The following is a 26866-nucleotide window of genomic DNA, read 5'->3' on the forward strand; positions in this document are numbered from 1 at the left end:
TTCATATTGATTGTTGCGAGATAGAAAATAAAAACTGATCATAAGCTCGATTAATTTTTTGCATAATTTTAATCGCCATGGCGGAAGAATTGTGATCGGGGTGATACTGACGAGCAAGCTGATAATATCTTTGTTTAACTTCTGGCCAACTGGCATTCTTAGAAACTTCTAAAACCTCCCACCAATCGTCAGAATCAGAGGGTGATATTTCTAATTCTTCTAATATTTCCGACCATATTTTTACCTTACCTCCATAACTACCTGTAATTAAAAATTGACCATCAGGACTAAATTTTAAGGGAGCAGTTCCCCGTAAAGTTTTAATTAATTCTCCAGTTTGTCCTTGCCAAATTTTGATTTCTGTTCGGGAAGCACTAGCAATTAAATGACGATGAGGATTAATAGCAATACTGATAATTGCCTGCTCGTGTGCCTGCCAACTTTTAATAATTTTTCCTGTCTTGATATCCCAGATTTTAATCGTTTTATCCCCACCGCCACTAATTAGATATTGACCATCATTACTAAAAGCTAAACTGTTAACGGCTACCTTATCACCGATAAAAGTTTGATAAGCATAACTATGATCAAATCGCCATAATTTAATAGTTTTATCATCACTACCACTAGCAATAATTTGGCTATCGGGACTAATAGCGCAGGTATTAACTGCCTCCTCATGACCAATTAAAGTTCGCTTTAATTCTCCTGTATAATAACTCCAGATTCGCAGAGTTTTGTCATTACTAGCACTAACAATAAATCTTTCATTGGCAGCAAAAGCTAATTGTAAAATTACACCATCGTGGCTATCGGGAGCATTTACACGAGCGAAAAAACTACTTTTATACTGCTTAGTTTCTAATTGCCACTGACTAATTCTGCCATCGAATCCACCAGCAATGATCGATTTACCGTTAGGACTTATAGCCAGAGTTTGGATCGACTCATTAACTCCCACAAAGGAATAAATTAATTTACCCGTTTCTCGCTGCCAAAGTTTTATGGTTTGATCTTCTCCCGCACTAGCGATAATTTTACCATCAGCACTAATATCGATCGCCCCAATATTTGCCTGATGACCTTTAAGAGTTTGGAAACACTGCCAAGATAAATGCTCTGGAATAGTAATTTCTGTAGAATATAACTGTGGATTTTCCTGAACAGATACTTCTGCTAACAGTTGCTGTAATTCTGCCTCTAGATTTTCATATTTTCCCGTAACTTCTTGCCAAAATAAAGCTGCTTCGTACTCTCTAGTAATGCGCTCAAAAAATTCTAGATTGTCATAAAAATTATTGTCGGAGTAGGTGGGAGATAACATTTTCATCAGTCCATAGACTCCTAACCCGACTCCCCCACCAGCGATCGCCATAGAACCCACACCAACAGCGAAAGCTGTACCTTTAACCGCGACTCCCACACCCCCAAAGGTAGAGTAGATACCGATTCCGCCAAGGCTTCCCATCCCCAAAGCTAACCCCACGGTGCGATCGTTTGTTTCTAGTCCTGCATAAATTGCCGAACTTGTCAGGATGCCAATCCCCGTCATTCCCACTAAACCGACGCTGATCCCGCCAAATCCGCCGACTAAGCCGATATTTCCCAGATAAGCGGATAAATTGGCTCCCGTGACTCCACCGATGGCAGGAACAACAAAATCGAGCTTTTTAGCCATATTTTTCCGAAATAATCCAGTTAGTCCTGGCGTTTCTCCTAGAGATTGTAGCTTAGTTTAGCGCCAATTTAAATCTGAATTGCATCACTATCTGATCCTATTTCATGAAATACCTCAAATGGGGTGGCATAGTCAAGACATTTTCGGGGATGATTGTTAATTAACTCCACAACTTTTTCCACTTCCTCCCGTTGGGTTTCCTAGACTGGTTATAGCAAATTAGTAGTTTTAATGAGCTTAAAAACTTAGATAGTATGGAATCGAACAAAGTAAAAATATTTTGGGTTAGAATTAATATCCTGCAAAATTAAGTTCTCGAGCCGCTATCGGGTCAAAATATCTAAAAGCACAGATAAATTTGACATCATCTTCGGTTTTATGAATAGGATAGTTGTCTCTTGTCTTTTTTCTCCTCCTGTCTCGGAGTCTCCTCACCTAACAGAAGATTTTTGATGTTTACAGGAGAGCTTTTGATCTCAAACAGCCAAGCTAACTCGATACAATAAAAATTAATGGCAGTAAGGAGATAAAAGTTATGGCTGAGTCAAAAAGTTGGGATTTTCAGAGATTTTGGCAAACTCTGGACTATTTTGATAGTATTCCCCTCTGGAGTTGTCTGCAAAAACTGCTCGGTTTCGGGGAAGATAAAAAAATTCAGCTAACAAATGAGCAAGGCATGAAGACTATTTTAGTCATTGGTGGTGAAAACGCGATCGGTAGAAAGGTAATCGCTCAACTACAGCAGCAAAACTATCAAATTCGCGCTTTAGTCGATAATATTGATGATGCACGTCAATTATTCGGCGAAAATGTCGATTTATTCGCTCTGCAAACCCCGCAATTATTCACGGGGATTGATGAGATTATCTACTGTCAAGGGGAGAATAACCGCCATAGTTTGGCTAATTTACTCGATTTACTGAAAAATGCCGGTATAACCGCCGAAAAAACCCTCTTTGACTTTAGCAATCCCAGCAGTGACATAAAAGAAATCTGGGGTGCGGTGGATGATGTGGTAATGGGAGGAGTGAGTGAGAGTCAGATAACCCTAACCGGGGGACGCGCGCTCTTTTCTGGTATCGTTAGAACCGAAAATAACGGCGGTTTTGCCTCAGTTCGTACCAGAAACCTGAATCCTCCCCTAAATTTATCTAACTACGAGGGAATAGAATTACAGGTACAAGGGGACGGAAAACGCTATAAATTAATTCTGCGCTGTGAGGGACGTTGGGATGGTATCGGTTACTGTTATTCTTTTGATACACTTGATCGCACCAGGCAAAGGATTTCTATTCCCTTTCGCGATTTAATCCCGGTAGTGCGCGCCAAAACCCTGCGGGAGGCAGTACCCTTTGATAGCAGTAGCGTCTATGCTTTGCAGTTAATGCAGAGTAAATTCGAGTACGATGGGGCCATAAATCCCCGTTTCTCCCCGGGGTTATTTGCTTTAGAAATTGTCACAATTAAAGCCTACGGGGGTAAAAACCGCTTAATTATCGTTAAAGAAGGAGAAATCGCCGAAAAAAGCCTTTTAGATGCCAGTGGTTATCCCTACGAAGCGATCGATTCTGCCCAGATTTTCGCTAAACTTAATTAATTTAAATAAGCTTGCATCTCAAGTTAAACTACAGAACATCGGGTTAAGATCATGACTATCGGGAGCATAATTAAGGAGGTATGTTCATGAGTGAACAGAATCCCTACGAACAACTTGGGGTTACTGAAGAATCCTCTTTTGAAGAAATTCAAGAGGCCAAACAAAGACTGGTGCAACAGTATCAGAATGATAGCAAAATTGTCGAATCGATCGAGGCGGCCTACGATTCCGTCCTCATGGATCGACTGCGGATGCGACAGGAAGGTAGAATTAAAGTACCCGATCGCATTCGTTTTCCTGAACGTCTGACGATTCCGGTGGAAAGTAAACCAGTTACTAGCAGCAAATCTCCTCACTGGTGGCAAAGCTTAATCGATACACCTTCTGCACAGGATATCGGCGTACCAGCAGTGATTTACGCTTGTTTAGGAGCAATAACGCTGTTAGTTCACGATCATCCCAGTGGCTCCCTTTTATCGCTGCTCCTAGCTTTTGGCGTTTTCGTTAATATCTATTTTTTCAACCGCAAAGAAAAACGTTTTGGCCGCGCCTTACTATTCACTTTCGCTGGTTTATTGCTAGGAGTCGCTCTGGGAGCGGGATTAGCCAGTTTAGTGGCCAAGACTGATTGGCATATTTTCGGCGATCGCCAAATTTATGCGCTCGTCACTTTTCTGATCTTTTGGGTGATTAGTAGTTTTTTCCGTTAACCAATCGCTCGTAGGGATCCTAAGATCACGTCCACTGCTTCCCCAAGGTTATTGACGATATAATCAGGCTCGTAGCTCTCTAAACGGGAACGGCTGCGAATACCCGATAATACGCCAATAACCTTAATATTTTGGCTCTTAGCGGCGGTAATATCCGCTTCCGTATCCCCCACCATCCAAGTGTCGGCAGCCGCCGGCAGTTCCTTAGCGGCCTTAGCCATAAGCAGGGTTTTGTCGCGCACGTCGTTGGTTTTGCTGTAATTATTATTTAGACAATAACGACGATTAGCGGCGAAAAAACGACCGATATCGTGGCGATTAAAGGCATGATCTAGCTCGGATACCCGCCGCATCGTCATGACGACTAAATCGATCTTTAAATCTTGGATTTTCTGGAGAGTTTCCAAAGAACCAACCACTGGGCGATCGTGGACAAGATAGGGTAAAGTATGAACAGTTTGACGACGAAGATGGGCAAATTTACGCGCTTGATCTTCATCTAATCCTGACATTTCCCCGATACGCTTCTCAGAAACCTGATCCCGTTTTAACTGCCAGAATTCCGCTTTCGATAATTCCCCGATAATTTGACCTTTATAGGCGGTTTTCTGTAAACATTCTTGATAAACCCGGTAATATCGCTCCGATACGTCCATTATCGGGCCGTCAAAGTCGCTAATTAGTCTCAACATCGTTCTAATACTTCTCGCTTTATTAATTTTTATATACAAGTTACCCTAGAGTCTTGACAATGACAAGAGTTTTGTCGGGAAAAAGATTAGGAACCAGGGAAGTGGGGTGTGGGAAGTGGGGTGTCGGGTGTCGGGTGTCGGGTGTCGGGTGTCGGGTGTGGGGTGTCGGGTGTGGGGTGTCGGGTGTGGGGAGGTGGGGAAGTGGGGAGGTGGGGAAGTGGGGAAGTGGGGAAGTGGGGTGTGGGGGGAAGTGGGGAAATTTCAACTAAAACCCTAAAACCCTAAAACCCCAACCCCTAAAACCCTAAAACCCTAAAACCCCAACCCCTCACTGTTTACTGATTACTGATCACTGATTACTGATTACTGATCACTGATCACTGATCACTGATCACTGATCACTGATCACTGATGCTTCCCCTTCCCTAGTCTGGACGGTTAGCTTAAAATAAATGTAAGGATATGTAAACTTTCGTAACTATCTCGCCAATTGGCTAACCAATGATCCCAACAACTTCTTTATTCGCACCCGTTGACGATGATCTCCGTCTTTTGACCGATAACTTAAAAAATCTCGTCGGCGCTCGTCATCCCATTTTAGCGGCGGCAGCAGAACATTTGTTCGAGGCTGGTGGTAAACGCGTTCGACCGGCGATCGTGTTGCTGGTATCTCGCGCTACCATGTTAGACCGGGATATCACTCCCCGTCATCGTCGATTAGCGGAAATCACGGAGATGATCCACACTGCCAGTCTCGTCCATGATGATGTGGTAGATGAGGCAGAATTGCGCCGCAGTGTTCCCACCGTTAACAGTTTATTTGACAATCGCGTGGCGGTTTTAGCAGGAGATTTCCTCTTTGCTCAATCCTCTTGGTATCTAGCTAATTTAGATAATTTAGAAGTGGTAAAATTGCTCTCGGAAGTGATTCGCGATTTTGCTGAAGGGGAAATTCAACAGGGAATTAATCGCTTTGATACCAGTATCTCTTTAGAAGCTTATCTAGAAAAAAGTTACTACAAAACAGCTTCTTTAATTGCCAACAGTGCCAAAGCGGCTGGGGTATTAAGCGAGCAATCGGCCGAAGTTAATCATCATTTATATAATTATGGTCGTGATTTAGGATTAGCTTTTCAAATCGTCGATGATATTCTCGATTTTACCTCCCCCACGGAAGTATTAGGAAAACCCTCTGGCTCCGATTTGATCAGTGGTAATATCACCGCTCCCGCTCTCTTTGCTATGGAGGAAAATCCCTATATAGAATTGTTAATCGAACGGGAATTTAGTCAGGAAGGAGACATCGAAAAAGCTCTTGATTTTATTCACTCTAGCCAAGGTATTCATCGCTCAAAAGAGTTAGCCAATCAGTATGGTCAAAGTGCATTAAAACACCTTGACTGTTTAGCTTCTTCTCCCTCAAAAGATGTTTTAATCGAGCTAGTGGATTACGTTTTGAGCCGAATTTATTAGGGAATAATAGTTCTCGCCGTAGCAATAGTCCAAGCATCGACTAATAATAAAAATAGGGTGAGAGTAAAGAGAATTCCATACATCCAAGGCTGAGAAAGGGGGCGAATATCAGTCATATTCAGGTTAGTTTTTTCCTCGATTATTTTGACCATGCGATTAAATCCCGCTACTCGCATCGGCAATAAATAGGCTTTTTCTGAGGAGCAATCAAGGAAATAATAAACTAAACCACCCTGTCCTGTACTGCGACATTTAAGTTCTTTTATATCTGTCCAATTTAACCACCAACCAGAGCGAAGAAAAGCGGGAAACCATTGGGGATAGCTAACTTGTATCCCTGTCTCTGATAAAGTAACTCTTTCACTTAAAGCTCCGTATAAAGCGATTAATCCTAAGCTAATTCCTACCCAGAGAAAATTGGGACTAACGGGGGAATTAGTGACTTTTGCTAAAAAGGGTAAAGGAAGGGTTAACGCCACATATAAACTTAATAAAGTTACCCGAATTATTGGTGATATCCGAAAAATTATTGTCTCGTTCATTTGATAACCTTAATCAGTAAACAGTAATCAGTGAAAAGAAGGCTGCGAACTTGCCACTTAATACTTTAACACTTTAATACTTAATACTGTTCACTGAAAACTCAAAACTGCTCATTGTTCACTGCGTCTCCTTGTCCCCAAAAACCATCGTATTTAGTCACTTCAATATCACCAAAAACTTTGACTTGACAAGCAAGACGACGGTTATTATCGGGGTTATGGGGAGGTAAAGAAAGACGCGCTTTTTCCTTCCAATTGATAGCAGAAACTTCGCCAACAATTGCCACCGCACAGGTTCCACAGCTGCCGATGCCGCGACAATTAATTAACTTGGAACCGCCGTTATACAAAGAAATGTCATGTTTTAATAATATGCGACGGAGATTTGCACCTCGATCGCATGTGATTGTTTGACCGTAAACTGTTATTCTAGGCATTAGGGGCGTGATTTTAAGTCGCTACAGTTATTAATTAATATTAACACTTATTGACTATTTCTATGAACAATGGTAAGCGCATTTGGGTCTATGACACTACTCTCCGGGATGGGGCCCAGCGAGAAGGTATTTCCCTCTCCCTAGAAGATAAAATTAAAATCGCCAGAGAATTAGATCGGATGGGTATTCCTTTTATCGAAGGCGGTTGGCCCGGCGCAAATCCTAGAGACGGTCAATTTTTCTGGAAAATGCACGAAGAACCCCTAAAACAAGCGGAATTAGTCGCTTTTTGTTCTACTCGTCGCCCCCATATTGAAGCCCGGGAAGATCGGATGTTAACCGCCATTCTCGCCGCTAGAACCCGTTGGGTGACAATTTTCGGCAAATCTTGGGATCTGCACGTCACAGAGGGCTTAAAAACCAGTCTGGGGGAGAATTTAGCCATGATAGCAGATACGATCGAGTATCTACGCTGTCAGGGAAGACGAGTCATTTATGATGCCGAACATTGGTTTGATGGTTACAAAAATAATCCCGAATACGCCCTTTTAACCCTGAAAACCGCCAGGGATGCCGGGGCTGAATGGTTAGTTTTTTGTGATACCAACGGTGGCACTTTACCCCAAGAAATCGCCCCTATTGTTGAGAAAGTGCGGGAGCAATTGGGCATCGATCCTGATAACGAAAATGGGACTAAATTAGGCATCCATGCCCATAATGACGCAGGAACCGCCGTAGCTAACTCCTTAGCGGCAGTTAACGAGGGCGCACGCATGATTCAAGGCACAATTAACGGTTATGGGGAACGCTGCGGCAACGCCAATTTATGTACTTTAATTCCCAATCTTCAGTTAAAAATGGGCTTTTCCTGCCTAGAAAAAAATCAATTAGGCCGATTGACGGGAACTAGCAGAAAAATCAGCGAAATGGTCAATTTAGCCCCGGATGATCATGCTCCCTTCGTCGGACGTTCCGCTTTTGCCCATAAAGGCGGAATTCACGTTTCTGCGGTGGCGAAAAATCCCCTCACCTACGAACATATTAACCCAGAAGCGATCGGTAATCAGCGCCGCATCGTCATTTCTGACCAATCGGGATTAAGTAATGTCTTAGCGAAAGCGCGCAGTTTTGGCATCGATTTAAATAAAGATGATCCCACCTGTCGGCAAATATTGGAACGTTTAAAAATCTTGGAAAGTGAGGGTTATCAATTTGAAGCAGCCGAAGCTAGTTTTGAGTTATTAATGCGGGAAGCTTTGGGCCAGAGAAGCCACCTTTTTGAATTAAAAGGATTCCAAGTTTATTGTGATATGCTGCGGGATAGTGGTAATGCGATTGCAACAATTAAAGTACGGGTAAAAGAGGAAGATTTATTAGAAGTGGCCGAGGGTAACGGGCCTGTGGCTGCTTTAGATCGGGCTTTAAGAAAGGCTTTAGTGAAATTTTATCCCGAAATTGCTAACTTTCACCTGACCGATTATAAAGTGAGAATCCTCGATAGTGGTTCGGGGACGGCAGCGAAAACTAGGGTTTTAATCGAGTCCAGTAACGGTCAACAAAGATGGACTACCGTGGGAGTGTCTAGTAATATTTTGGAAGCTTCCTATCAAGCAGTAGTAGAAGGAATTGAATACGGTTTATATCTGCTGCAAAACAATCAACTAGAATTATCGGGTCAATTTTGTCCTTTGGGGATAATTTAGGGAACATTTATCAGTTATCAGATTTGAGTTTTCACTGAACAGTTAGCTACTGACTCCTATCTCCTGTCTCCCTTATACCTTTTAAACAGGATAAAATAACCTGGGTAAGAGCATCTCAAAAGGTATTGACAATTGGCCAGTTTTGTGATCCGCTGGCTGTGTGAGCATTTCAAGTGATACCAGTCAATCAGAATAGTTAGGAAATCGACCAAATGGGTCGATTTTTGCTTAACAATTGAGATGGCAAATGCTCCTCAAATATTGCTGAATCGCCCTCTGGGTAAGTAACTTACATAAAGTTCATTTTGTCAAGGATTGTTAAGATGCGCTTACCCTGATAACATAACGTTTATGCTATCATGTCCTTATTCTATGATAACAATCTATATGATAAAGCTAAAAGTCTTGAAAAATTGGATTAATTCAAATTATAAATCTTGGTCTAACTTAAAAGCCTTTTTCATCCTTGCTCTTACCATCTGGATCGCTCATTTTTGCTACTCTGGCAGCTTTGGATTATATGAAGATGACTATAATAGAGTTTCTAAAGTCTTTGATCTAGCTTGGGCTGAAATAGGTAATTACATTCTACATTTTAGCAATTCTCAAGGACGACCATTACACGATGGGTTAATTTATCTACTGTCATTTTTGGGATTCAGACTAGGGGGATTACAATCAATCTATTGGATTGGATACGGTATTCTTACTATTAATACTTTTCTTTTTTATTTACTATTAAAACGCTTGTCTGCTAACCAATTGTTTGCCATGACAGGTGCGCTGGCTTTTTGTTTATTTCCTGCTGATACTACCAAACCCTTTCTGACTCACTCACTCGGAATTCAACCATCTTTAACATTTCTACTGGCAGCAACTCACTGTTATCTATCCAACAAAAAAATATTATCTTATGGGTTTATTCTTGGAAGTCTACTCTGTTACGAAACAATTTTTCCAGTATTTTTAGCAGTGCCTCTCCTCCAAAGGCAATGGAATCTTAAGCTCAGAAGAGAATTACTGAGACATATTATAATTCTAGGAGGGATGATTATCTCTATTGTTATCATCAGAAAACTCTCTATTGGTGGGGTGGGAGTGATTAAAAATCCAGACTTTATTTCCACCATTAGATGGTCATTAAGTAATCAAATTTATGGACTTTTCATTTCCATAAGTATGTTTTTTTATCGTCCCTTTCAAGCTTTATTATACCTACTGCAATCAAAGGGTGAATTGATAATATTAATTTCTTTTTGTTTGGCTGGATTCCTATGGGTATTATCAAGGCTAGATTTTGCACCATATCGCCAAAATGTTTCTAGTCAAAACTCAGTCTCTTGTTCGGAAAATTTTAATTATTTTCAGCATTTGACTAAACTAACTTTAGTTGGATTTATTTTGTTAATTCTAGCCTATCCTCTTACTTTGACAGAACTTGCCACAGAAATTAGTGGTCGAGCTTCACGGGTTCATGTAGCAGCAGCAATCGGAGCATCTATTATAGTTGCTTGTGCCTGTTCGGCTATCTCATTACTAGCTAATCGATATCGACTCAAGAATCTTGCCGCTGCTATTTTAGCGGCATTCTTTGCATTATTGATCGGTTTTGGGATCATGGTACAGCAAGACTATCAGCGCAGTTGGCAGTATCAACGAGCCTTTTGGACAGATGTCATACACTTGGCTCCAGATTTAACTGATGGAACTGTTATTCTTGTTGATGCTCTTCTTCCTTGGGGTGAACAAATCCATCCTTTTGCTTGGTCGATGCCCAGTGTAGTCGGTCAACTTTATCAATTCCCTTGGCAATGGAAAAACGTTCCTAAACTATATAGGCTCAATCCTGATTGGCAGCAAAAAATACCTGCCAATAGAGAAATGGCTTTAAATAACGAAAATGGATTGCTGTCCTTTTATTACCCTTGGGAATCGCCTCGACAAGTTAAAACTTCGCAAATTATTTTGTTACAGGAAAAGGATGGGAAACTTGTTCGCACAACTACTCCAATTGTTGTCGGGACTAAGAAATTCTCCTTTAAACCCCTGACTAATTCAACTCTAGATTCTTTCGAGAAAGGACATTTGTACGATTATTTAATCACTCCTAACAATAAAAAATCTGTCAATTATTTTCAACCTTTTTCAGGTTAGTCAATGTCGAGGAAAATTTATCCTTTCTGATTAAGTTTTTGCCGTCTTTAATCACTCTTTTATCCCAATTCTCTCTGGGCAAATTACGGATTGAATCTAAGTACCCTCTTAACAAGCAAAATTTAGAGGGAGCAAATTTTTGTAGTCAGACTTTGGAGCAGTTAAATAACCCCTAGGATAATAATCTAGTGACGACCGAATTTTGCCAACGACGAGCCAAGGCGCGCAGATACATATTAACGGGAAACTGATAATATTCGATAATTAACCAGAGTAAACAAATAGCATGGCAAATAAAGGTTAAAATCGACCAAAATAGAGGCACCCATGACAGAGGACTACCCTCGATTGGAGGAAAAAGATAGGCCCCCGTAGCCACAATTGCTGTGGGAAAAATCACAAATCCTAAACCGATAATTAAGTAGAAACCTGCCATCTCCATTCCTTCTCTCGGTAAACCCTGCCAATACTTACCATTCCAATACCAAGTTAAGGGTAATTGACTATCGGCCATTTTTAAAACCTGTTGTTCTAAATTGGCAGTAAAAATGTGTTGACAAAAGTTACAAGCATAGGCCTCCATGAGTGGTAAAGTGGCGATTTTACCATGGCGACAGACGGGACAAGAATAGCTATCGTGATAGTTTAATCGGGTTGGCTCGGTCATGGTAATGTGAGTACGAGTAAAAAAGGCCATTGCAGATAATTAACTTTTCCCTATTGATAACTAATTAAGCAAGATTATAAGGAATTGTCCCTAGTTTTTGCAGTTGTTTTTCAATATTAGCCTTTAATTGGGTCCGGGAGATTTCTTTTCCTGTTTGAGAGGTGTGGGCATTTTCCAGAAAAATAATACTATCTACTTTTTCTACGGCAAATAATTGGAATAAAAGATGGGTTACGGGAATCAGGAGCGTTGATAGGGGTGAATTGGGGGTATTTTGAGCAGATATGGCCATTTTTTCCGTAGCAAAGGCATAGATTACCCTTTTTTCTTGCTGAGGCTGCTGCCGATGAGCTAAGGTGGTTAGTAACCAATCACCTTGGCTATTCTGAACTACATAGTATTGTAAATGTTTTAACTGTCTAGCAAAAGCTGCAAGGACAGGATTAACCGCTTCTTCCATGACTACGGTTGCCAGTCCGTAATTGACCGCTTCTCGACTTAAAATATGCAGTTGTGCCTTTAATTTCATGGCTAATCATGTCTATAAACTAATCGATGGCGATGACATTCATCCCTTGATTCAGCAAGGCCATTTAAAATTGTCGTCGTGAAAAGATGAGGATGGAGATACCCAATAATAGACCAGTATAAACGAGACTGTAGAGGGCATTACCGATTAAGACATCAGCACTAGGCAGCAAACCATAAACGGCCTCGTTTCTAAAATTTAATCTCTCCAAATCTGGGAGAATTAGATAAATATTTTTAGTGATAGCGAGAATATTGGCATTTTTGCTGATTATACCCAATTGGATCAGATCTTTGCTGATGTGACCCATGAGATAGACCCCAAAAGTCATTAACGTGGCTAAAATCGAACTGGTAAATACTCCAAAAGCGATCGCCACGGCCGCAATGAGAATTAATTCCAAACCGAGATAGAAAACCGAGACAATCAGGGGTAAAGCTTGAAAAGATACTTTCATCCCCAGCAACATCACCAGGTAAATCACCAACATTACCCCCAACATCACCGCTAAAACCCCGGACAACCCCAAGTGTTTACCAAGGATAAATTCGGCCCGACTCAGGGGTTTAGGAATCAAAACTAAAATAGTTCTCTTGTCAATTTCCTTATTAATTAGCCCTGTACCCACAAAAACCGCGACAATTACCCCTAATAATCCGATAGCGGCTAATCCCAGGTCAAGAAAGATTTTCTGATGGGTTCCCACCGCAATTTCTGGTAATAAACGCCAAGCGAAGGCCATCAACAAGGCAAAAAACCCGATAAAGTAAAGAATGCGATCACGAATAACCTCGCGAAAACCATTAGCTGCGATTGCCCAGATTCTCAGGATGCTGATACCCATAGCCTTTCATCAAAATAATATCTGTCTTTCCTTTTGAGATTACCCATTTCCAGGGTAAAAGTAGATCTACCCTCAAAATCAAAAATTGTCGCGGTTGGTTAGCAGTGCGTAGCGATAACTAGGTATTAGGTATTGTTACGTTAGCTAAAAAAGCAGCTAATCCTTACTGTTCCAGTGTTCCCTTATCTTTGCAGGCAGCTGACCCCTTGGTTTTGTTGTGGTTGTCCTCAAACTGCATAACCGTCCCAATCCGCCATCATTAAATTAATAAGTCTAGGATAAATTGATCTCTAATAACCCCGGTGGTGGCGCAATTTCGATGCGTGCCGCTTTCAGATCCACCAGTGGCACAATTTCTTTGACGAAGGGGACTAGGGCCCGGACCCCTGAGTCGGAGGATGGACTTTTTTTCTTGACAGAGGCGAGATTTGCTTCTAGTTGCACTGCTAAAATATCATTACCCGCCCAGAAAATATCTACTACAACCCCGATTTTTTCTCCTGTCAGGTGATGATAAACTTCTAAGTTTACTAGCTCACTAACATGATATTCATCCGCTTTTAGGCGAGGTTTTTCTAGTTTATTCGCCCATAATTTATATCCGCGCAAAGCCTCGGCCTGTTCCCGATTTTCAACCCCCTCTAACTTGATAACATAAACATTTTTGCCCGGTAGCTCACGTCCCCTGAGCAGAGTAATTTCTCGGATTTCTCCCCCTTGTGATCCTTGTATTCCCCTAATACCGGGCTTCTGAAAACGTTCGGGAAAATCTGACACCGATAAAACTCGCAATTCTCCCTCCAGTCCCTGGGGTGCTACTATTGTCCCAATTTCTAGCCAATTTTCTTCCATTGTCTTGACATTTTTTGCTATAGCTTTCCCTAGTATATAGCCTTTTTTGCCTCGCTCCTAGATTTTTAAAGTCTTGGTAAGGTAAAATTTTTAGTTGACCTCTACTCCTGACCATTTTTTGACTTTTTACTGGTGACTTTTTACTGAATTATGACTATTTGGCAAGCGGATTTTTATAAATCTTCATCTTCTTCTTCTCTTAGCACAGTCTGGCAATTGTTAATTTTCGATCCTCTCGGTCATCTTATCTATGAAAATTCCTGTCCCCAATCCCAAGCTAATAGCGACTGGTTAACCCAACAGTTACAGCAAGCTTGTCAAGTCTCCTGCCCGGAAATTATCCAAGTTTTTCGCCCCCAATGCGCCAATTTATTTCTCCTAGCTGGTCAAAATTTACAGATCAAAATCGAGTTAACCCGTCACGTTAACGCCATGAAAAAACAGCTAGAATTGCGGCAAATCTCTATAAATATCGACTCTACTCCACCACAACCCCTACCAGACCAATTTTTAGGTCAAGAGTGGCGTTTTGCTCGTTTTCCCGCCGTTGATTTAGTTGACTTTTTTGGCGATCGCCGAATACCGATTCTTTCCCTACCAGAGGCCTTTTCTCCTTTAAAATTAGGTTTAGCCTCTACTTTAATGATCCCAGGTGTGGTTATTACCGGGGGTAAAAAATCTCTTGCGATCGCTCGTTGGATAGAGGAAATTAACCCAGTATTTATCGATCATATTCCCACAGAAACGGGGCGATCGGGCGGTTTAGTCTTGGAATCGGGACTAAATGAACGTTGGATTTTTCTGACCTACGAAGATGAAGAAGTGGCCCTGGCAGCCAATGTTTATCAAGCAACCAAACAGGAAAGCCAAGGTTTGCACTTTCTTCTCATACAACCAGACGATTCCGGTCGCACTTTTACCAGCTTTTGGCTACTGAAACAAGTTTAACCCCCAAGCTGTCCCCAAGAGGCAAAGAATACCCGCTAAACCCGCTAAAGGTTGGTTATAGATACCTTTAACCCAAACTAACCCAGAATCGCTGTAAGACATCAATTCGGCACTGTCTAGCAAGGCTAATCCCCACACCCAACCGCTATGAAGTCCCCAAGCTAATCCTAAACTACCATGATCGATCGCCCGCGCCCAGACCAGAACCATCCCCATCAGAAATAAACCGGGTAGTTGCGGCAGAGTTTGCTGACGTTCCCAAAGCAGATGCAACAGGGCAAAAATTAGGCTAGAAATGGCTCCCGCCATCCAAAAACCGTATTCTTGGCTTAATTGGCTCAAAAAGATGCCCCTAAAGATTAATTCCTCGATAATACCCACCCAGAGGGCCACTATCAACAGGGGTAAACTCAAGGCAAAAGCGCGAGTTAGGTTTTTTGGCTGCCAGTGTACCCATGTTAAAATCCCCTCTAGGAAAAAAATTATCCCTAATCCCACCACTGCCAAGATTAATCCTTTAGTTAGGGAGATAAATAGGGAAAATGACCAAATTAATCCGTAATTATCGAGGCTGCTCCCCTCTATCTTGAATAATCCCCAGATAATTAAGGGAGCCAAAACGTAAAGAGAGGCCACTAAGGGCAATTTTTGGTCAGGTTTTGTCCCTTGCAGCGGTTGCCATCCCAAACGACTCCCTAAACCAATGGCAATCGGCAGCCAGAGAATTAACCAGGCTAACAGGAAAATAATAATTTTTATTAAGGCAGCCATGTCCATTGTCAATTAGGTGCTACGGAAGTGGGGGTGTGGGGTGTGGGGTGTGGGGTGTGGGAAGAATAAATAAAAATAATCTCGTGCCGACCGCCGCCTGTCTCCTGATAGCTAAAACAACAAACCCTCTAGGGATAAAATAACTGTGGAACTTTGCCCTGGTAAAGCCTAGCTCCAGCAAAAATCTATCTCTAGGGGGTTGCCAAAAAGAAGAAAAAGTGCTTAGGGAAACCCCCTCAAGTTGATGAAAGAGGCGGTCAAGGGTTAGAATTAGGGGTAAGAATCTATATTGTCTTTTTGGTCGGTCTTGTCAAAACTAGCCCTTTTGACTGCCGATTTTTTTTATCCCTATCCCTACTCCGTAACCTATTTAAGCTTCTACCGATTCTTCTGATTCCGTTTGTTTGAGGTGGATGTGCTTGTAGCCAAGTTTGATTTCAAACTCATCGCCGGGCTGCAAGTTCATTTGTTCGGTATAGGTGGAACCGATGACGATTTGACCATTTTTGTGGACACTAACCCGGAAAGTGGGTTCGCGACCGCGGCCATCTTTAGCGCCGTCGGGATCGAGGGGAACCCCTTTTGCACCCAAAACAGCATCGTAAAAGTCGGTTAAATTGACCCGAACTTGGCCATCTTTACTTTGGGAGTAGTAACCACAACGTTTTGCCGTTTCGCGACGGGGTAAGTGGGATAACTCTTTGACTTTTTGAAGTAGAGCTTTCCCGGTTAGGGGAGTAGGAGAGATATCACTCATGGTACTTTTTAATGTCCCTTGATTTTTTAGTGACTGTCAATTAAGTTTACACTGACAAATTGATCATACCAAAAATCTTGCCAAAAATGTCTAGAGGGGAATAATAAATTTTTTAAAACTGATGGTTCGGTGATGACAATCGTGCTAAGAAGACCCCAGACTAGGTAGTAAGTGTAAACCTTGTGGGGGAGAGGAAATTTTTGGTCAAGACTCTCGCAATTTTTGGTCGGGTGCGAGGAAAACAGGAGGAGAAAGTAAGGACATAAAATGGATTAAGCTATACCTAGCAAGGAATTGAGAAACTATACTTGTGGTTGGAGTTGGCAAAAAAGTAATGACCCAGAGCAGTAAATCCGGGGTGATTAAACTGTTTTCGAGCGACTTGCCCATCTATCATTAGGCCTAGATACCCACCCCTTGGCTCAACCGACCAGGGCAAATCTTAAGGATTAATTACCATTACTAGCTCCCCTTTGGCCCGTTAACATCGATTATCCTGAGTATTAGGAGTCCCTCATCCCCGTGCCGAGTATGGAAGTTTATTTTAAAATTCTGCGTCAACGCCCCAACGACATCCCCTACCTAGAAAATTTTACCCTAGAGGTGGAGGCAGGAAATACAATTCTCGACTGCCTTAATCGCATCAAATGGGAACTTGATGGAACTTTGGCCTTTCGTAAAAATTGCCGCAATACAATTTGTGGCAGCTGTGCGATGAAAATTAACGGTCGTTCGGCCTTGGCTTGTCAACAAAATATCGCCAGTGAATTAAACCATTGTGGCCAAAAAGATGCCGGAGAAATTCCCGAAATCACGATCGCCCCTCTGGGTAATTTACCGATTATCCGGGATTTAATCGTCAATATGCAACCGTTTTGGGACGATTTAGAAAGGGTTGAACCTTATATCAGTAGTCAAGCACGCACCATTCCCGAACGAGAATTTCTGCAAACTCCAGAAGAAAGAGCCAATCTCAATCAGATGGGTAACTGCATTATGTGCGGGGCCTGTTATTCGGAATGTAACGCCAAGCAAGTCAATCCCGATTTTGTCGGGCCCCACGCTTTAGCAAAAGCGCAGCGCACCCTAGCAGATTCCCGCGATGGTAATCAAGAAGGTCGCCTAGAACTTTATAACCAAGGCACCGCAGGGGTTTGGGGTTGTACCCGTTGCTATTTCTGTAATGCGGTTTGTCCTATGGAAGTGGCTCCTATGGATCAGATCGGTAAAATTAAACAGGAAATACTCGCTCGCAAGTCGGCCGATAGTAGTCGTCCCATTCGTCACCGGAAAGTTTTAGTGGAATTAGTCAAAGCAGGGGGATGGGTGGATGAACGCCAATTCGGCCTCTATGTGCTGGGCAATTATTGGCGCGATTTACAGGGTTTATTAAGTATTGCTCCCTTGGGATTGCGGATGATTGCTAAGGGTAAATTTCCCACTTCCTTTGAAGCTTCCGAGGGAACCGAGGAAGTGAGAGGTTTAATTACTGCCATTCAAAATTCTCGCTCTCGATAGTTAGAGTAATTTTGAGATGATTATGATCTATATTCTATATGACTGGAGAACTCATTATCATGTTCGATCGAGATAGTATCCGTGGTTTTTCTGCCCTGCTCACCCTTGTGGGAGTCACTTCTAGTTTGGGTTTTAGCTTCAACGCACCGGCTTTCTCCCAAGCTACCTCTAACAATTTACCTTTACTATTAGCTCAAAAAAGCGAAAAGGTGCGCGTAGCGGTTTTAGACTTCGATTATAGCGGTCTCAGTAATCCCCAATGGTTAACATTTCTCAATGGTGGGGCCAGTGGTGTCAGTGATATTCTCGTCAACAAATTAGTGGAAAGTGGTCGCTATACAGTGATTGAGCGCAGTCGCATTGATGCTGTCCTCAAAGAACAAAATTTTGGGGCTTCCGGACGGGTAGATGCCGCTACCGCCGCTCAAATCGGGCAAATTTTGGGGGTAGATGTGGTGATTATCGGTTCGATTACTCAATTCGATTTACAAAAAAAACAATCCGGTGGCTCGTTTATTATTTTTAGCACCGCCAAGACAGAAACCGATGCTTTTGTCAAGTTAAATGTCCGAGCAATTAATACCACCACGGCCGAAATTATTACCACCGCTCAGGGAGATGGTACTGCCAATCAATCCGATGGTTCAACCGTGGTTTTAGGGGTTGGGGGTGGTTCCCAAACCTCCAATGAAGGGAAATTACTCAGTATTGCCACCGATAAGGCAGTGGCGCAGGTGGTTGATAATCTCAATAATAAAGCCGACCAAATCGCCGCTACACCGCGCTCGCTCCCGACTGTCACCGCTTTAGTGGCTGCCGTGGCGGGAAATCAGGTAATTCTCAACAAAGGTACGGGAGAGGGATATCGTGTTGGTTTACGCATTTCCATCGAACGGACGACTCAAACGGTCAAGGATCCGCAAACGGGTAAGGTTATCCGTCAGATTACTCAACCGATTGGCACTCTCGAAATTGTCGAAGCTGATGGTCAATCTAGCGTCGGTCGCATCATTACCGGTAATGGTTTTAAAATCGGTGATTTAGCTAAACCGATTCGTTAATTGGGGATTGGGGAGTGGGAAGTGGGGAGATCGGTAAACTTAAAACTCAAATCTGATCACTGATCACTGATAAGTGAACACTCACGAAAATTTGAAGTTATGTAAAGCGAACCCTGGGGTCAGGTAAGACAACCGATAAAATTTATGATTGGAATCCCTTGCATATTCCCTAGACCAGAGCGATTAACGAAAATTATCAAAAAATGGTACAAGATAAAAAACCTACGGTGATCATTACTGGGACAACTTCTGGAGTCGGTCTCTACGCCGCTAAATCCCTTGCTCAAAGAGGTTGGTTTGTGGTTATGGCCTGTCGGGATATCCCGAAAATGGAACAGGCGGCCAAGGAATTAAACATTCCCCGGGATAACTACTGTATTGAATTTATCGACCTCGGTTCCCTCGATAGCGTCCGGCGCTTCGTTAAAAATTTCCGGGCCTTGGGCAGACCTCTAAGCGCTTTAGTCTGCAATGCCGCTATCTATATGCCTTTGCTCAAAGAACCCTTAAGAAGTCCCGACGGTTATGAATTGAGCATGGCCACCAATCATTTAGGTCATTTCCTGCTCTCGAATTTGCTCTTGGAAGATCTAAAAAATTCCCCCTCCCCCGACCGCCGTTTAGTCATTCTCGGCACTGTCACCCATAATCCCGATGAATTAGGCGGTAAAATTCCTCCTCGTCCCGATTTGGGCGATTTAGACGGGTTTGCCCAGGGTTTCAAAGAGCCGATTACTATGGCCGACGGCAAAAAATTTGAATCGGTCAAAGCCTACAAAGATAGTAAGGTGTGTAATGTTCTCACCATGCGGGAACTGCACAAACGCTACCACGAATCGACCGGAATCACTTTTACTTCCCTCTATCCGGGTTGTGTGGCCGATACACCCCTTTTCCGCAATCATTACCCCTTTTTCCAGCAGTTTTTCCCCTGGTTCCAGAAAAATATCACCGGTGGCTATGTTTCCCAAGAATTAGCTGGGGAAAGAGTCGCCATGGTGGTTGCTGACCCCGAATACCGTCAATCTGGTGCTTACTGGAGTTGGGGCAATCGTCAGAAAAAAGAGGGTAAGTCCTTTGTACAACGGGTTTCTCCTCAAGCTCGCGACGATGAAAGAGGCGCAAAAATGTGGGAATACAGCGCTAAGTTAGTCGGATTAGCCTAATTTCTGATTTTGAGCCTGAAAAAGGACACAAGTTAACTTGTGTCCTTCCCGAAGCTAGAAACTTAATTTTTATTTAGTGTCGGAGAATTCGGCATCGATGACATCATCGCCGCCACCAGCACCACCAGAGGGTCCATTTTTATCATTGCCACCGGTGGGATTGCTAGGGGCTGCTTGCTGATAGATACTGCTACCGATCGCATAGAGGACTTGTTGTAATTCCGGTAGGACAATTTTGATCTTACCATCATCGTCTTTTGCGATCGCTTCTTTCAGTTCTTTAATCAACTCTTGGGCTTTAGTTTTCTCCGATGGGGGAACCTTATCGCCTAACTCGGCTAACTGCTTATCAGCTTGATAAACCAGGGAATCAGCTTGATTTTTGCGTTCAATGCGTTCGCGACGTTCTTTATCAGCTGATGCGTTCGATTCTGCCTCATTTACCATGCGTTCCACCTCATTTTTGGGCAAGGTAGAAGCACCGGTGATGCTAATCGATTGTTCTTTTCCTGTACCTTTATCTTTAGCGGTGACATTTAAAATACCGTTAGCATCGATGTCGAAAACCACTTCGATTTGAGGCAAACCCCGGGGCGCAGGGGGGATACCATCGAGTCGGAAAGTTCCCAAACTCTTGTTATCTCTGGCTATTTCCCGTTCCCCTTGCAGGACGTGGATTTCTACGTTAGTTTGTGCGTCTACTGCCGTAGAGAAAACTTCCGATTTTCTGGTGGGGATAGTGGTATTGCGGGGAATAATCCGCGTCATCACACCGCCCAGGGTTTCCACACCCAGAGACAGAGGACAAACATCAAGCAGAAGAATATCTTTAACTTCACCAGCAAGAACACCACCTTGAATAGCGGCACCCACAGCTACCACTTCATCGGGGTTAACGCTTTGGTTCGGATCTTTGCCTAGAACTTGTTTAACTAATTCTTGAATGGCGGGAATCCGGGTTGAACCACCGACGAGAACCACTTCATCGAGGGCAGATTTATCGATTTTGGCATCACGGATGGCATTTTCTACAGGACGCCGACAGCTATCGATTAAATCGGCGCAAATTTCCTCAAATTTAGCTCTGGTTAAGGTCGTATCTAGGTGTTTCGGTCCTTCGGAGGTAGCGGTGATGAAGGGCAGGTTAATTTCCGCTTGGGTAACGCTAGAAAGCTCTATTTTGGCTTTTTCTGCCGCTTCTGTGAGACGTTGTAGGGCTTGTTTATCTTGACGTAGATCGATTCCTTCAAATTTTTCGAATTCTTCGGCTAAATAATCAACGATTTTTTTATCGAAGTCATCACCACCGAGATGAGTATCTCCAGAGGTAGCCAGAACCTCAAAGACACCATCACCCACTTCCAGAACCGATACGTCAAAGGTTCCCCCACCCAAGTCAAAAACGAGAATGGTTTCGTTAGCTTTTCTCTCTAATCCGTAGGCAAGAGAGGCGGCAGTGGGTTCGTTGATAATGCGGAGAACTTCAATCCCAGCAATTCTCCCCGCATCTTTGGTGGCTTGACGTTGGGAGTCATTAAAATAAGCAGGTACAGTGATGACTGCTTGGGTAACGGTTTCGCCCAGGTATTTACTGGCATCTTCCACCAGTTTCCGCAGGACCTGGGAGGAAATTTCTTCGGGGGCGAATTGTTTGCCCTGGGCCGGACAGTCTAATTTAACGTTGCCGTTGCCGTCTTGAAGAGCTTTGTAGGATACTTCTGTGGCTTCCTTGGCAACTTCGTTGAATTTCCGGCCGATGAAGCGTTTGACGGAATAAAAAGTATTGTACGGGTTCATTACCGCTTGACGTTTGGCGATTTGTCCTACTAGGCGATCACCATTTTTGGCGTAGGCGACGACTGAGGGAGTGGTTCTAAATCCTTCGGCGTTAGCGATAACGGTGGGTTTACCCCCTTCCATAACCGCGACGCAGGAGTTAGTCGTCCCTAAGTCAATTCCAACTACTTTTCCCATAATCTTTGTGCTGCTCCGATACAATTATAGTGACTTCTAGAATCGGAACTGTACTCGGTTTTTAGGCGATACCCACCCCTATCAGTTCCTTCGTTATCTCTATAGTGCAAAATAACCCCGCTTTCTTGATAGTGTAGGTATCCGAACCTTTTTGGTAGTATTACATCGGTCGAGTTATCATACTAAATCCAGTTATCAAAAACTAATTAGGGTTTCCTGAAAAAGTTTTTTGTGGGGGCAGGGTATGGGGTGTGGGGTAGTGGGGCGCACCGGAGTTGGCAGAAAAAGCTGATCACTGATCATTGAAATCCCCAACAGCCAACACCGATCGAGAAAAAATTTTTTCTGTACAGGGAATACTTAAAATAGAAAGGGGAACACAAAATCAAGTTGCCGGTATTTTTTTCTCTGGGCATGGTCGCACAGTTTGTAGAATTTAGCTGAAATTTATGAATCATTTTCTGCATTCTTTCACTGTTTTTCCTGATTCTGCCCGAAAATCTCGCTCTTTCTCCCTAGGTAAACTTCGCAGACCCTTAATCTTCCTGTTTACCGTCGGTTGTCTGACTAGCGTGGTCGGTTATCGTTTCTATAATCAGCCGAAATTGGCCGTCGGGACTATTTCCCCAGTCACAATTATCGCCCCCGAAGATGCCAGTTTTGAAGACCAAGAAACCACCGCCCTCAAACGCCAAAAAATTCGGGCTGGACTGCTTCCCCGGCTGAAAAGAGACCCCCAAACCACCGCCGAGATTGAGCGATCGCTGCGGGAAACCTTAGGGCAATTAAGTCAAATTAGCCCAATTCTATCAAAAAATTCGATTTTACTGGGCAGAACTATTTCTAACGCCACACTGGAAACGCTGCTCACCTTTTCTGCCGCTCAATGGTCAACTCTACAAAGCGGACTCAACTATGAAGAATCTTTTCCAAAACCCTTGACAAAAGAGCAAGAATATGCTATTAAGGAAATCCAAGCCTATCGTCAGCGCGTGACGAAGGGAAACTTTGAGCAATTTATCGATCGATTGGGGCAATTACGGCAAATACAGGAGCAAACCAGCCAAAATTATTGGCATTCCAGCTTAAATAAACTCAAATATGCTGATCTGATCACAGTAGCCCAAATGGGCGATCGAGAGTGGCAAAACCTAGAAAAAGCCGTCCTGCAAGCGAGTCGCCGGATTTTGGCACAAGGCATTCCCCCAGGGATTTCCACCAGTCACCTACAGGATACGATCGCCGTGCAGATTAGCAGCGATCGCCTAACCCGTCGCCAGCAGCTTTTAGCCGAAAATATCCTTCTAGCAGCCCTAGAGGGACAAACGAACCTGATAGAAGATCGAGAGGCAACCAAAGAACAAGCCACTAAAGCGGTGGAAGCGGTAGATATGGTCATATCTAGCACTCAAACCGGTCAAATTATCGTTAAAGCAGGCGAAAAAATTACTCAAGCCCAGTTTGTTCTGATCGATGGCTTTGGTTTAAGCGAACGGGGCATTAACTGGATGGGTTTAGGGGCAACGGCAATCCTTGTCACCAGTGCGATCGGGACTTTTTGCCTCGTTGCCCAGGGTCTCCATCGGCCCCTGCGTCACCGGGATTTTCTTCTCTTGGGTTTACTAAGTTTTACCACACCGATCCTAGCGCTCGCCCATATTCCCTTTACCAATCTGGCAGCCGTGGGTTTATTAGTCAGCAGTTTCTATGGCCCGACTCTGGCCGTCACCCAAGTCCTCTTAACTGCTGGTCTTTCCCTATTCAGCATCCAAGGCATCAGCGCCGATTTAATCGCGGGTACGATGGGGGGACTATTAGCGGCTATGATAGCGGCAAAATTGCGATCCCGGGATGAATTATCGCTGCTAGGAATGGGAATCGGAGTCAGTCAAGGTGGTGTTTATCTGCTCACCTACCTAATCGTTAGTGCCACCGCCAGCACGATCATCTATACTCTACTACCCACGGCCCTCGTCTATGGTCTATCGGGAATAGCTTGGACGGTAATCGCCCTAGGATTATCCCCCTATCTAGAACGCTGTTTTGATGTGGTGACTCCCATTCGTCTGGTGGAGTTGTCCAATCCTAATTGTAGTTTGCTCAAACGTTTGGCCACGGAAGCGCCTGGTACTTTTCAACATACCCTTTTTGTCGCCTGTTTAGCTGAAGCAGCCGCCCGAAAACTGCACTGTAATGTGGAATTAATTCGCACGGGAACCCTCTATCACGATATTGGGAAAATGCACGATCCTCTCGGTTTTATTGAAAATCAAATGGGTGGTCCGAATAAACACGATGAAATTAACGATCCCTACGTCAGCGCCGAGATTATTAAAAAGCACGTTAGCGAAGGGTTAGTCATGGCCCGCAGACACGGTTTACCGCGAGTCGTCCGCGATTTTATTCCCGAACACCAAGGCAATCTCTTAATTTCCTATTTTTATCAGCAAGCTTTGCAAAAATCCGCCCAAAATGGTCAAGAAATCGTTGATGAGGCGGCCTTTCGCTACGATGGTCCGATTCCCCAATCGCGAGAAACGGCGATCGTTATGTTAGCCGATAGTAGCGAGGCCGCTTTGCGATCGCTGAAGGAGGCCTCCCCAGAACAAGCTATGGATATGATCAAAAAGATTTTTCAGGCCCGATGGCGCGAGCAACAATTAGTAGATAGTGGTATTCGTCAAGAGGAATTACCAATTATTGCCGAGGTTTTTGTACAAGTTTGGCAACAATTCCATCATCAACGTATTGCCTACCCGAAAGCAGTTTTAGAAGTCTCCTCAGCCGAAAAAATATGAAAAGAGATACTTGGCTAAATCAGTTACAATTTCTCTACGAACAAGATGAACATCTCTGGTTGACTGAAACAATTAAACTTCTCAAGGAAAATCGTCTAGCTGAGTTGGATATTCAACATTTAATCGAGGAGTTGGAGGCTTTGGGCAAACGGGATAAAAATCGAGTTGAGAGTTTTTTAAGACAGATAATTATTCATCTTTTGCTGTGGCAATATTGGTCAGAAGAATTTGAATTAAATCATCGGCATTGGCAAGGAGAAATAGCAACTTTTAGAGTTCAGCTAAATGGATACTTAAGCACAAATCTAGAAAAATATCTCCTAGATAACCAAGAAAGAATCTATCAAGATGCAGTTTTTATTGTCGGACAAAAAACTGAAATATCTCCTCACAATTTTCCTCTAAATTGTCCCTATTCTCTCGAACAAATGCTTGATAGGCATTGGTTGCCAGAGCGAAATTAGTTAAATCCCACAGGAAAAAATCAAGGATAATTACCAAAATGTTACTAATTACTCTCAACGAAAATACTTTATCTTTATCTCCAGGCAGTCAAGTTATTTTTCCGCATCAGACTTGGGAAGATTACAAAAGATTGCTGAGTTTACGTCTCCATAAAACCTATCCCAAACTCTATTTTAATCACAAAACGCAAGAAATTAGGCTTATGTCTCCCCTACCAAGTCATGGCAATCGTGTTGATACATTAAGGGATTTAGTAAAAATTATCCTCCGTCGTCAAGGTAAAGACTGGCAATGTTTTGATCCGATTACCTTGAAAATGCCGGGAGAAGCGGGAGTAGAACCAGATACTTGTTTTTATATTGATAATAGACAGGCAATTTTAGGCAAAGAAAGAATTGATTTAACTGTTGATCCTCCTCCCGATTTAGCCATAGAAGTGGATTTTACTTCCCTGACTGATGTAGAGGCTTATCAATTGCTAAAAATCCCTGAATTGTGGGTTTATCGTCGGGAAGAATTAAAAATATATGTGTTAATAGAAGACAGTTATCAAGAAAGCGAAAACAGTCGTCTCTTTCCCGATAGAAATATCAAGAACCTTTTGCCATATTATGTAGAATTAGGCTGGAATCAAGGTTCTAGTCTTGCTTTACGTCAATTTGAAGCTTTAGATAATTTTAGTTAATAATCAATGCTGGTTATGGTGGTTTTCTCAACTAGACTAAGTGAGACTAAAGATTAGAAGTCATTCCAGCCTGTTAGTAATTGCTCTTGGGTTTCCTGAACAAGTTTTTGAATTGGCGTTGTAATAAACAAGAGAGGGGCTTATATAGCAAAGTTCGGGGTGGTTAGGACAATCAATCGCTGAAAACCTTGACCGATAAGAGTTTGAAAATTGAAAGCGTCCTAACTAACTCGTTCTATGCCATATTACCCCAAAAATCTCAACGGACAACATCAAATAAATTTATTTTTATCAATTCAAATACTAGAGGAAACAACTCTAGCAGTTATCTTAAGGGTGAGGTACGAAGTTTCTGGTTTTAGGAAACACTGGAACTAGAGATGATGCTAAATCTCGTCATACTCCCTTCCCAGCACAATTTGGGAATTTTGTCAAAAAAAATTTGACTTCGCAACAAAAATACACAAAAATTAGATCAACGTTGTTAGGGAAAAAAGGGATAATTGGCGAAAGTGTTTGGTTTTGCTAAAAGGTAAAGTCTAGATTTAGCAATGGTTTCAAGGCAAGCTAGACCTTAAAAACTTCAAAAAAGCACAGAAAAACTCACCGTAGCATAATGCAAAATTATACCAGAATCGCTGGAAGTATTGCAACCTCGTAAATAAATAGAAATTATTCTCAATAAATTCTTGAGTAAAAATAAATATTACCAATTGTAAATTTAAATATTTTTAAGTATTGAGGGTATTTACATATAAAATACTTATCATTTTGCCCTGACTGCCGCTCACTTGTCGCTGCCCACAGTCATCACTGGGTAGATATACTTGATCCTGTCATAATCT

General features: G+C 42.7%; 23 protein-coding genes and 1 pseudogene. 12 read left to right on the plus strand and 12 right to left on the minus strand.

Annotated features, from left to right (window positions below; translation table 11 throughout):
* Nucleotide 1 precedes the first annotated feature (1 nt).
* Both MiAbW_RS02185 and MiAbW_RS02190 read right to left on the minus strand, forming a co-directional pair.
* Nucleotides 2-1678: a DnaJ domain-containing protein gene (locus MiAbW_RS02185; protein WP_151694740.1), complete on the minus strand. Its 1677-nt coding sequence runs from the start codon at nt 1676-1678 to the stop codon at nt 2-4.
* A gap of 68 nt (nt 1679-1746) precedes the next feature.
* A pseudogene (locus MiAbW_RS02190) lies at nt 1747-1866 on the minus strand (IS30 family transposase); the annotation flags it as partial.
* A 347-nt stretch (nt 1867-2213) separates the two neighbouring features.
* On the opposite strand from MiAbW_RS02190, the gene MiAbW_RS02195 reads away from it, so the two are divergent.
* Together MiAbW_RS02195 and MiAbW_RS02200 are read left to right on the plus strand one after the other, a co-directional pair.
* A complete protein-coding gene (locus MiAbW_RS02195; protein ID WP_151694741.1) occupies nt 2214-3275 on the plus strand; it encodes a CIA30 family protein in 1062 nt (353 codons plus the stop codon).
* An 86-nt stretch (nt 3276-3361) separates the two neighbouring features.
* Nucleotides 3362-3985 (plus strand): CPP1-like family protein, encoded by a 624-nt coding sequence (locus tag MiAbW_RS02200; RefSeq protein WP_151694742.1) that lies wholly within the window; start codon nt 3362-3364, stop codon nt 3983-3985.
* Here the strand turns inward: MiAbW_RS02200 and MiAbW_RS02205 are convergent.
* A complete protein-coding gene (locus MiAbW_RS02205; RefSeq protein ID WP_151694743.1) occupies nt 3982-4677 on the minus strand; it encodes an HAD family hydrolase in 696 nt (231 codons plus the stop codon). The genes MiAbW_RS02200 and MiAbW_RS02205 overlap by 4 nt on opposite strands.
* A gap of 501 nt (nt 4678-5178) precedes the next feature.
* Here MiAbW_RS02205 and sds point away from each other — a divergent pair.
* On the plus strand, nt 5179-6150 hold the full coding sequence (sds, locus tag MiAbW_RS02215; RefSeq protein WP_151694744.1) for a solanesyl diphosphate synthase: 972 nt from the start codon (nt 5179-5181) through the stop codon (nt 6148-6150).
* On the opposite strand, the gene MiAbW_RS02220 is transcribed toward sds, so the two are convergent.
* Both MiAbW_RS02220 and MiAbW_RS02225 read right to left on the minus strand, forming a co-directional pair.
* The gene (locus MiAbW_RS02220; protein WP_151694745.1) at nt 6147-6692 is read right to left on the minus strand and encodes a hypothetical protein; all 546 of its coding nucleotides are present in this window, start codon (nt 6690-6692) and stop codon (nt 6147-6149) included. The two genes, sds and MiAbW_RS02220, sit on opposite strands and share 4 nt — an antisense overlap.
* Before the next feature lie 101 nt (nt 6693-6793).
* On the minus strand, nt 6794-7129 hold the full coding sequence (locus MiAbW_RS02225) for a 2Fe-2S iron-sulfur cluster-binding protein (RefSeq protein ID WP_151694746.1): 336 nt from the start codon (nt 7127-7129) through the stop codon (nt 6794-6796).
* Between the two features lie 62 nt (nt 7130-7191).
* Between MiAbW_RS02225 and cimA the strand changes: the two genes are divergently transcribed.
* Together cimA and MiAbW_RS02235 are read left to right on the plus strand one after the other, a co-directional pair.
* Nucleotides 7192-8832 (plus strand): citramalate synthase, encoded by a 1641-nt coding sequence (gene cimA / locus MiAbW_RS02230; protein WP_151694747.1) that lies wholly within the window; start codon nt 7192-7194, stop codon nt 8830-8832.
* 372 nt (nt 8833-9204) lie between these two features.
* Nucleotides 9205-10986, plus strand: a complete 1782-nt coding sequence (locus tag MiAbW_RS02235; protein ID WP_238707176.1) for a hypothetical protein — start codon at nt 9205-9207, stop codon at nt 10984-10986.
* A gap of 172 nt (nt 10987-11158) precedes the next feature.
* Here MiAbW_RS02235 and MiAbW_RS02240 read toward each other — a convergent pair whose 3' ends face one another.
* The 4 genes from MiAbW_RS02240 to rimM form a co-directional block, all read right to left on the minus strand.
* Complete coding sequence (locus MiAbW_RS02240) at nt 11159-11653, minus strand: hypothetical protein (RefSeq protein WP_151694861.1); 495 nt, start codon at nt 11651-11653, stop codon at nt 11159-11161.
* Nucleotides 11654-11717: 64 nt separating this feature from the next.
* A complete protein-coding gene (locus MiAbW_RS02245; RefSeq protein ID WP_151694748.1) occupies nt 11718-12182 on the minus strand; it encodes a hypothetical protein in 465 nt (154 codons plus the stop codon).
* Nucleotides 12183-12246: 64 nt separating this feature from the next.
* The gene (locus MiAbW_RS02250) at nt 12247-13026 is read right to left on the minus strand and encodes an ABC transporter permease (protein ID WP_151694749.1); all 780 of its coding nucleotides are present in this window, start codon (nt 13024-13026) and stop codon (nt 12247-12249) included.
* Between the two features lie 273 nt (nt 13027-13299).
* Nucleotides 13300-13878 (minus strand): ribosome maturation factor RimM, encoded by a 579-nt coding sequence (gene rimM / locus MiAbW_RS02255; RefSeq protein ID WP_151694750.1) that lies wholly within the window; start codon nt 13876-13878, stop codon nt 13300-13302.
* Nucleotides 13879-14028: 150 nt separating this feature from the next.
* Between rimM and MiAbW_RS02260 the strand changes: the two genes are divergently transcribed.
* Nucleotides 14029-14826, plus strand: a complete 798-nt coding sequence (locus MiAbW_RS02260) for a Tab2/Atab2 family RNA-binding protein (protein ID WP_151694751.1) — start codon at nt 14029-14031, stop codon at nt 14824-14826.
* Here MiAbW_RS02260 and MiAbW_RS02265 read toward each other — a convergent pair.
* Both MiAbW_RS02265 and MiAbW_RS02270 read right to left on the minus strand, forming a co-directional pair.
* Entirely contained in the window at nt 14809-15603 is a 795-nt protein-coding gene (locus MiAbW_RS02265) for a CPBP family intramembrane glutamic endopeptidase (protein ID WP_151694752.1), read from the minus strand. The genes MiAbW_RS02260 and MiAbW_RS02265 overlap by 18 nt on opposite strands.
* A gap of 364 nt (nt 15604-15967) precedes the next feature.
* Complete coding sequence (locus MiAbW_RS02270; protein WP_151694753.1) at nt 15968-16354, minus strand: AbrB family transcriptional regulator; 387 nt, start codon at nt 16352-16354, stop codon at nt 15968-15970.
* A 531-nt stretch (nt 16355-16885) separates the two neighbouring features.
* On the opposite strand from MiAbW_RS02270, the gene MiAbW_RS02275 reads away from it, so the two are divergent.
* The 3 genes from MiAbW_RS02275 (at nt 16886) to MiAbW_RS02285 (ending at nt 20099) form a co-directional block, all read left to right on the plus strand.
* A complete protein-coding gene (locus MiAbW_RS02275) occupies nt 16886-17872 on the plus strand; it encodes a succinate dehydrogenase/fumarate reductase iron-sulfur subunit (protein WP_151694754.1) in 987 nt (328 codons plus the stop codon).
* 59 nt (nt 17873-17931) lie between these two features.
* Nucleotides 17932-18933, plus strand: coding sequence for a CsgG/HfaB family protein (locus MiAbW_RS02280; RefSeq protein ID WP_151694862.1), 1002 nt, complete (start codon nt 17932-17934; stop codon nt 18931-18933).
* Nucleotides 18934-19136: 203 nt separating this feature from the next.
* A complete protein-coding gene (locus MiAbW_RS02285; protein ID WP_151694755.1) occupies nt 19137-20099 on the plus strand; it encodes a protochlorophyllide reductase in 963 nt (320 codons plus the stop codon).
* 69 nt (nt 20100-20168) lie between these two features.
* On the opposite strand, the gene dnaK is transcribed toward MiAbW_RS02285, so the two are convergent.
* Nucleotides 20169-22073 (minus strand): molecular chaperone DnaK, encoded by a 1905-nt coding sequence (gene dnaK, locus MiAbW_RS02290; protein ID WP_151694756.1) that lies wholly within the window; start codon nt 22071-22073, stop codon nt 20169-20171.
* A gap of 449 nt (nt 22074-22522) precedes the next feature.
* On the opposite strand from dnaK, the gene MiAbW_RS02295 reads away from it, so the two are divergent.
* From MiAbW_RS02295 to MiAbW_RS02305, 3 genes are read left to right on the plus strand one after another with little or no spacing between them, the layout of a single operon-like run.
* Nucleotides 22523-24871: an HD family phosphohydrolase gene (locus MiAbW_RS02295; RefSeq protein WP_151694757.1), complete on the plus strand. Its 2349-nt coding sequence runs from the start codon at nt 22523-22525 to the stop codon at nt 24869-24871.
* On the plus strand, nt 24868-25335 hold the full coding sequence (locus MiAbW_RS02300; protein ID WP_151694758.1) for a DUF29 domain-containing protein: 468 nt from the start codon (nt 24868-24870) through the stop codon (nt 25333-25335). The genes MiAbW_RS02295 and MiAbW_RS02300 overlap by 4 nt, the downstream gene beginning before the upstream one ends.
* Nucleotides 25336-25373: 38 nt before the next feature.
* Nucleotides 25374-26021: a Uma2 family endonuclease gene (locus MiAbW_RS02305; protein ID WP_151694759.1), complete on the plus strand. Its 648-nt coding sequence runs from the start codon at nt 25374-25376 to the stop codon at nt 26019-26021.
* The last annotated feature ends 845 nt before the right edge of the window (nt 26022-26866 follow it).

This window comes from Microcystis aeruginosa NIES-4325, from assembly GCF_008974145.1.
GTDB classification, from domain to species: Bacteria; Cyanobacteriota; Cyanobacteriia; order Cyanobacteriales; family Microcystaceae; genus Microcystis; species Microcystis aeruginosa_G.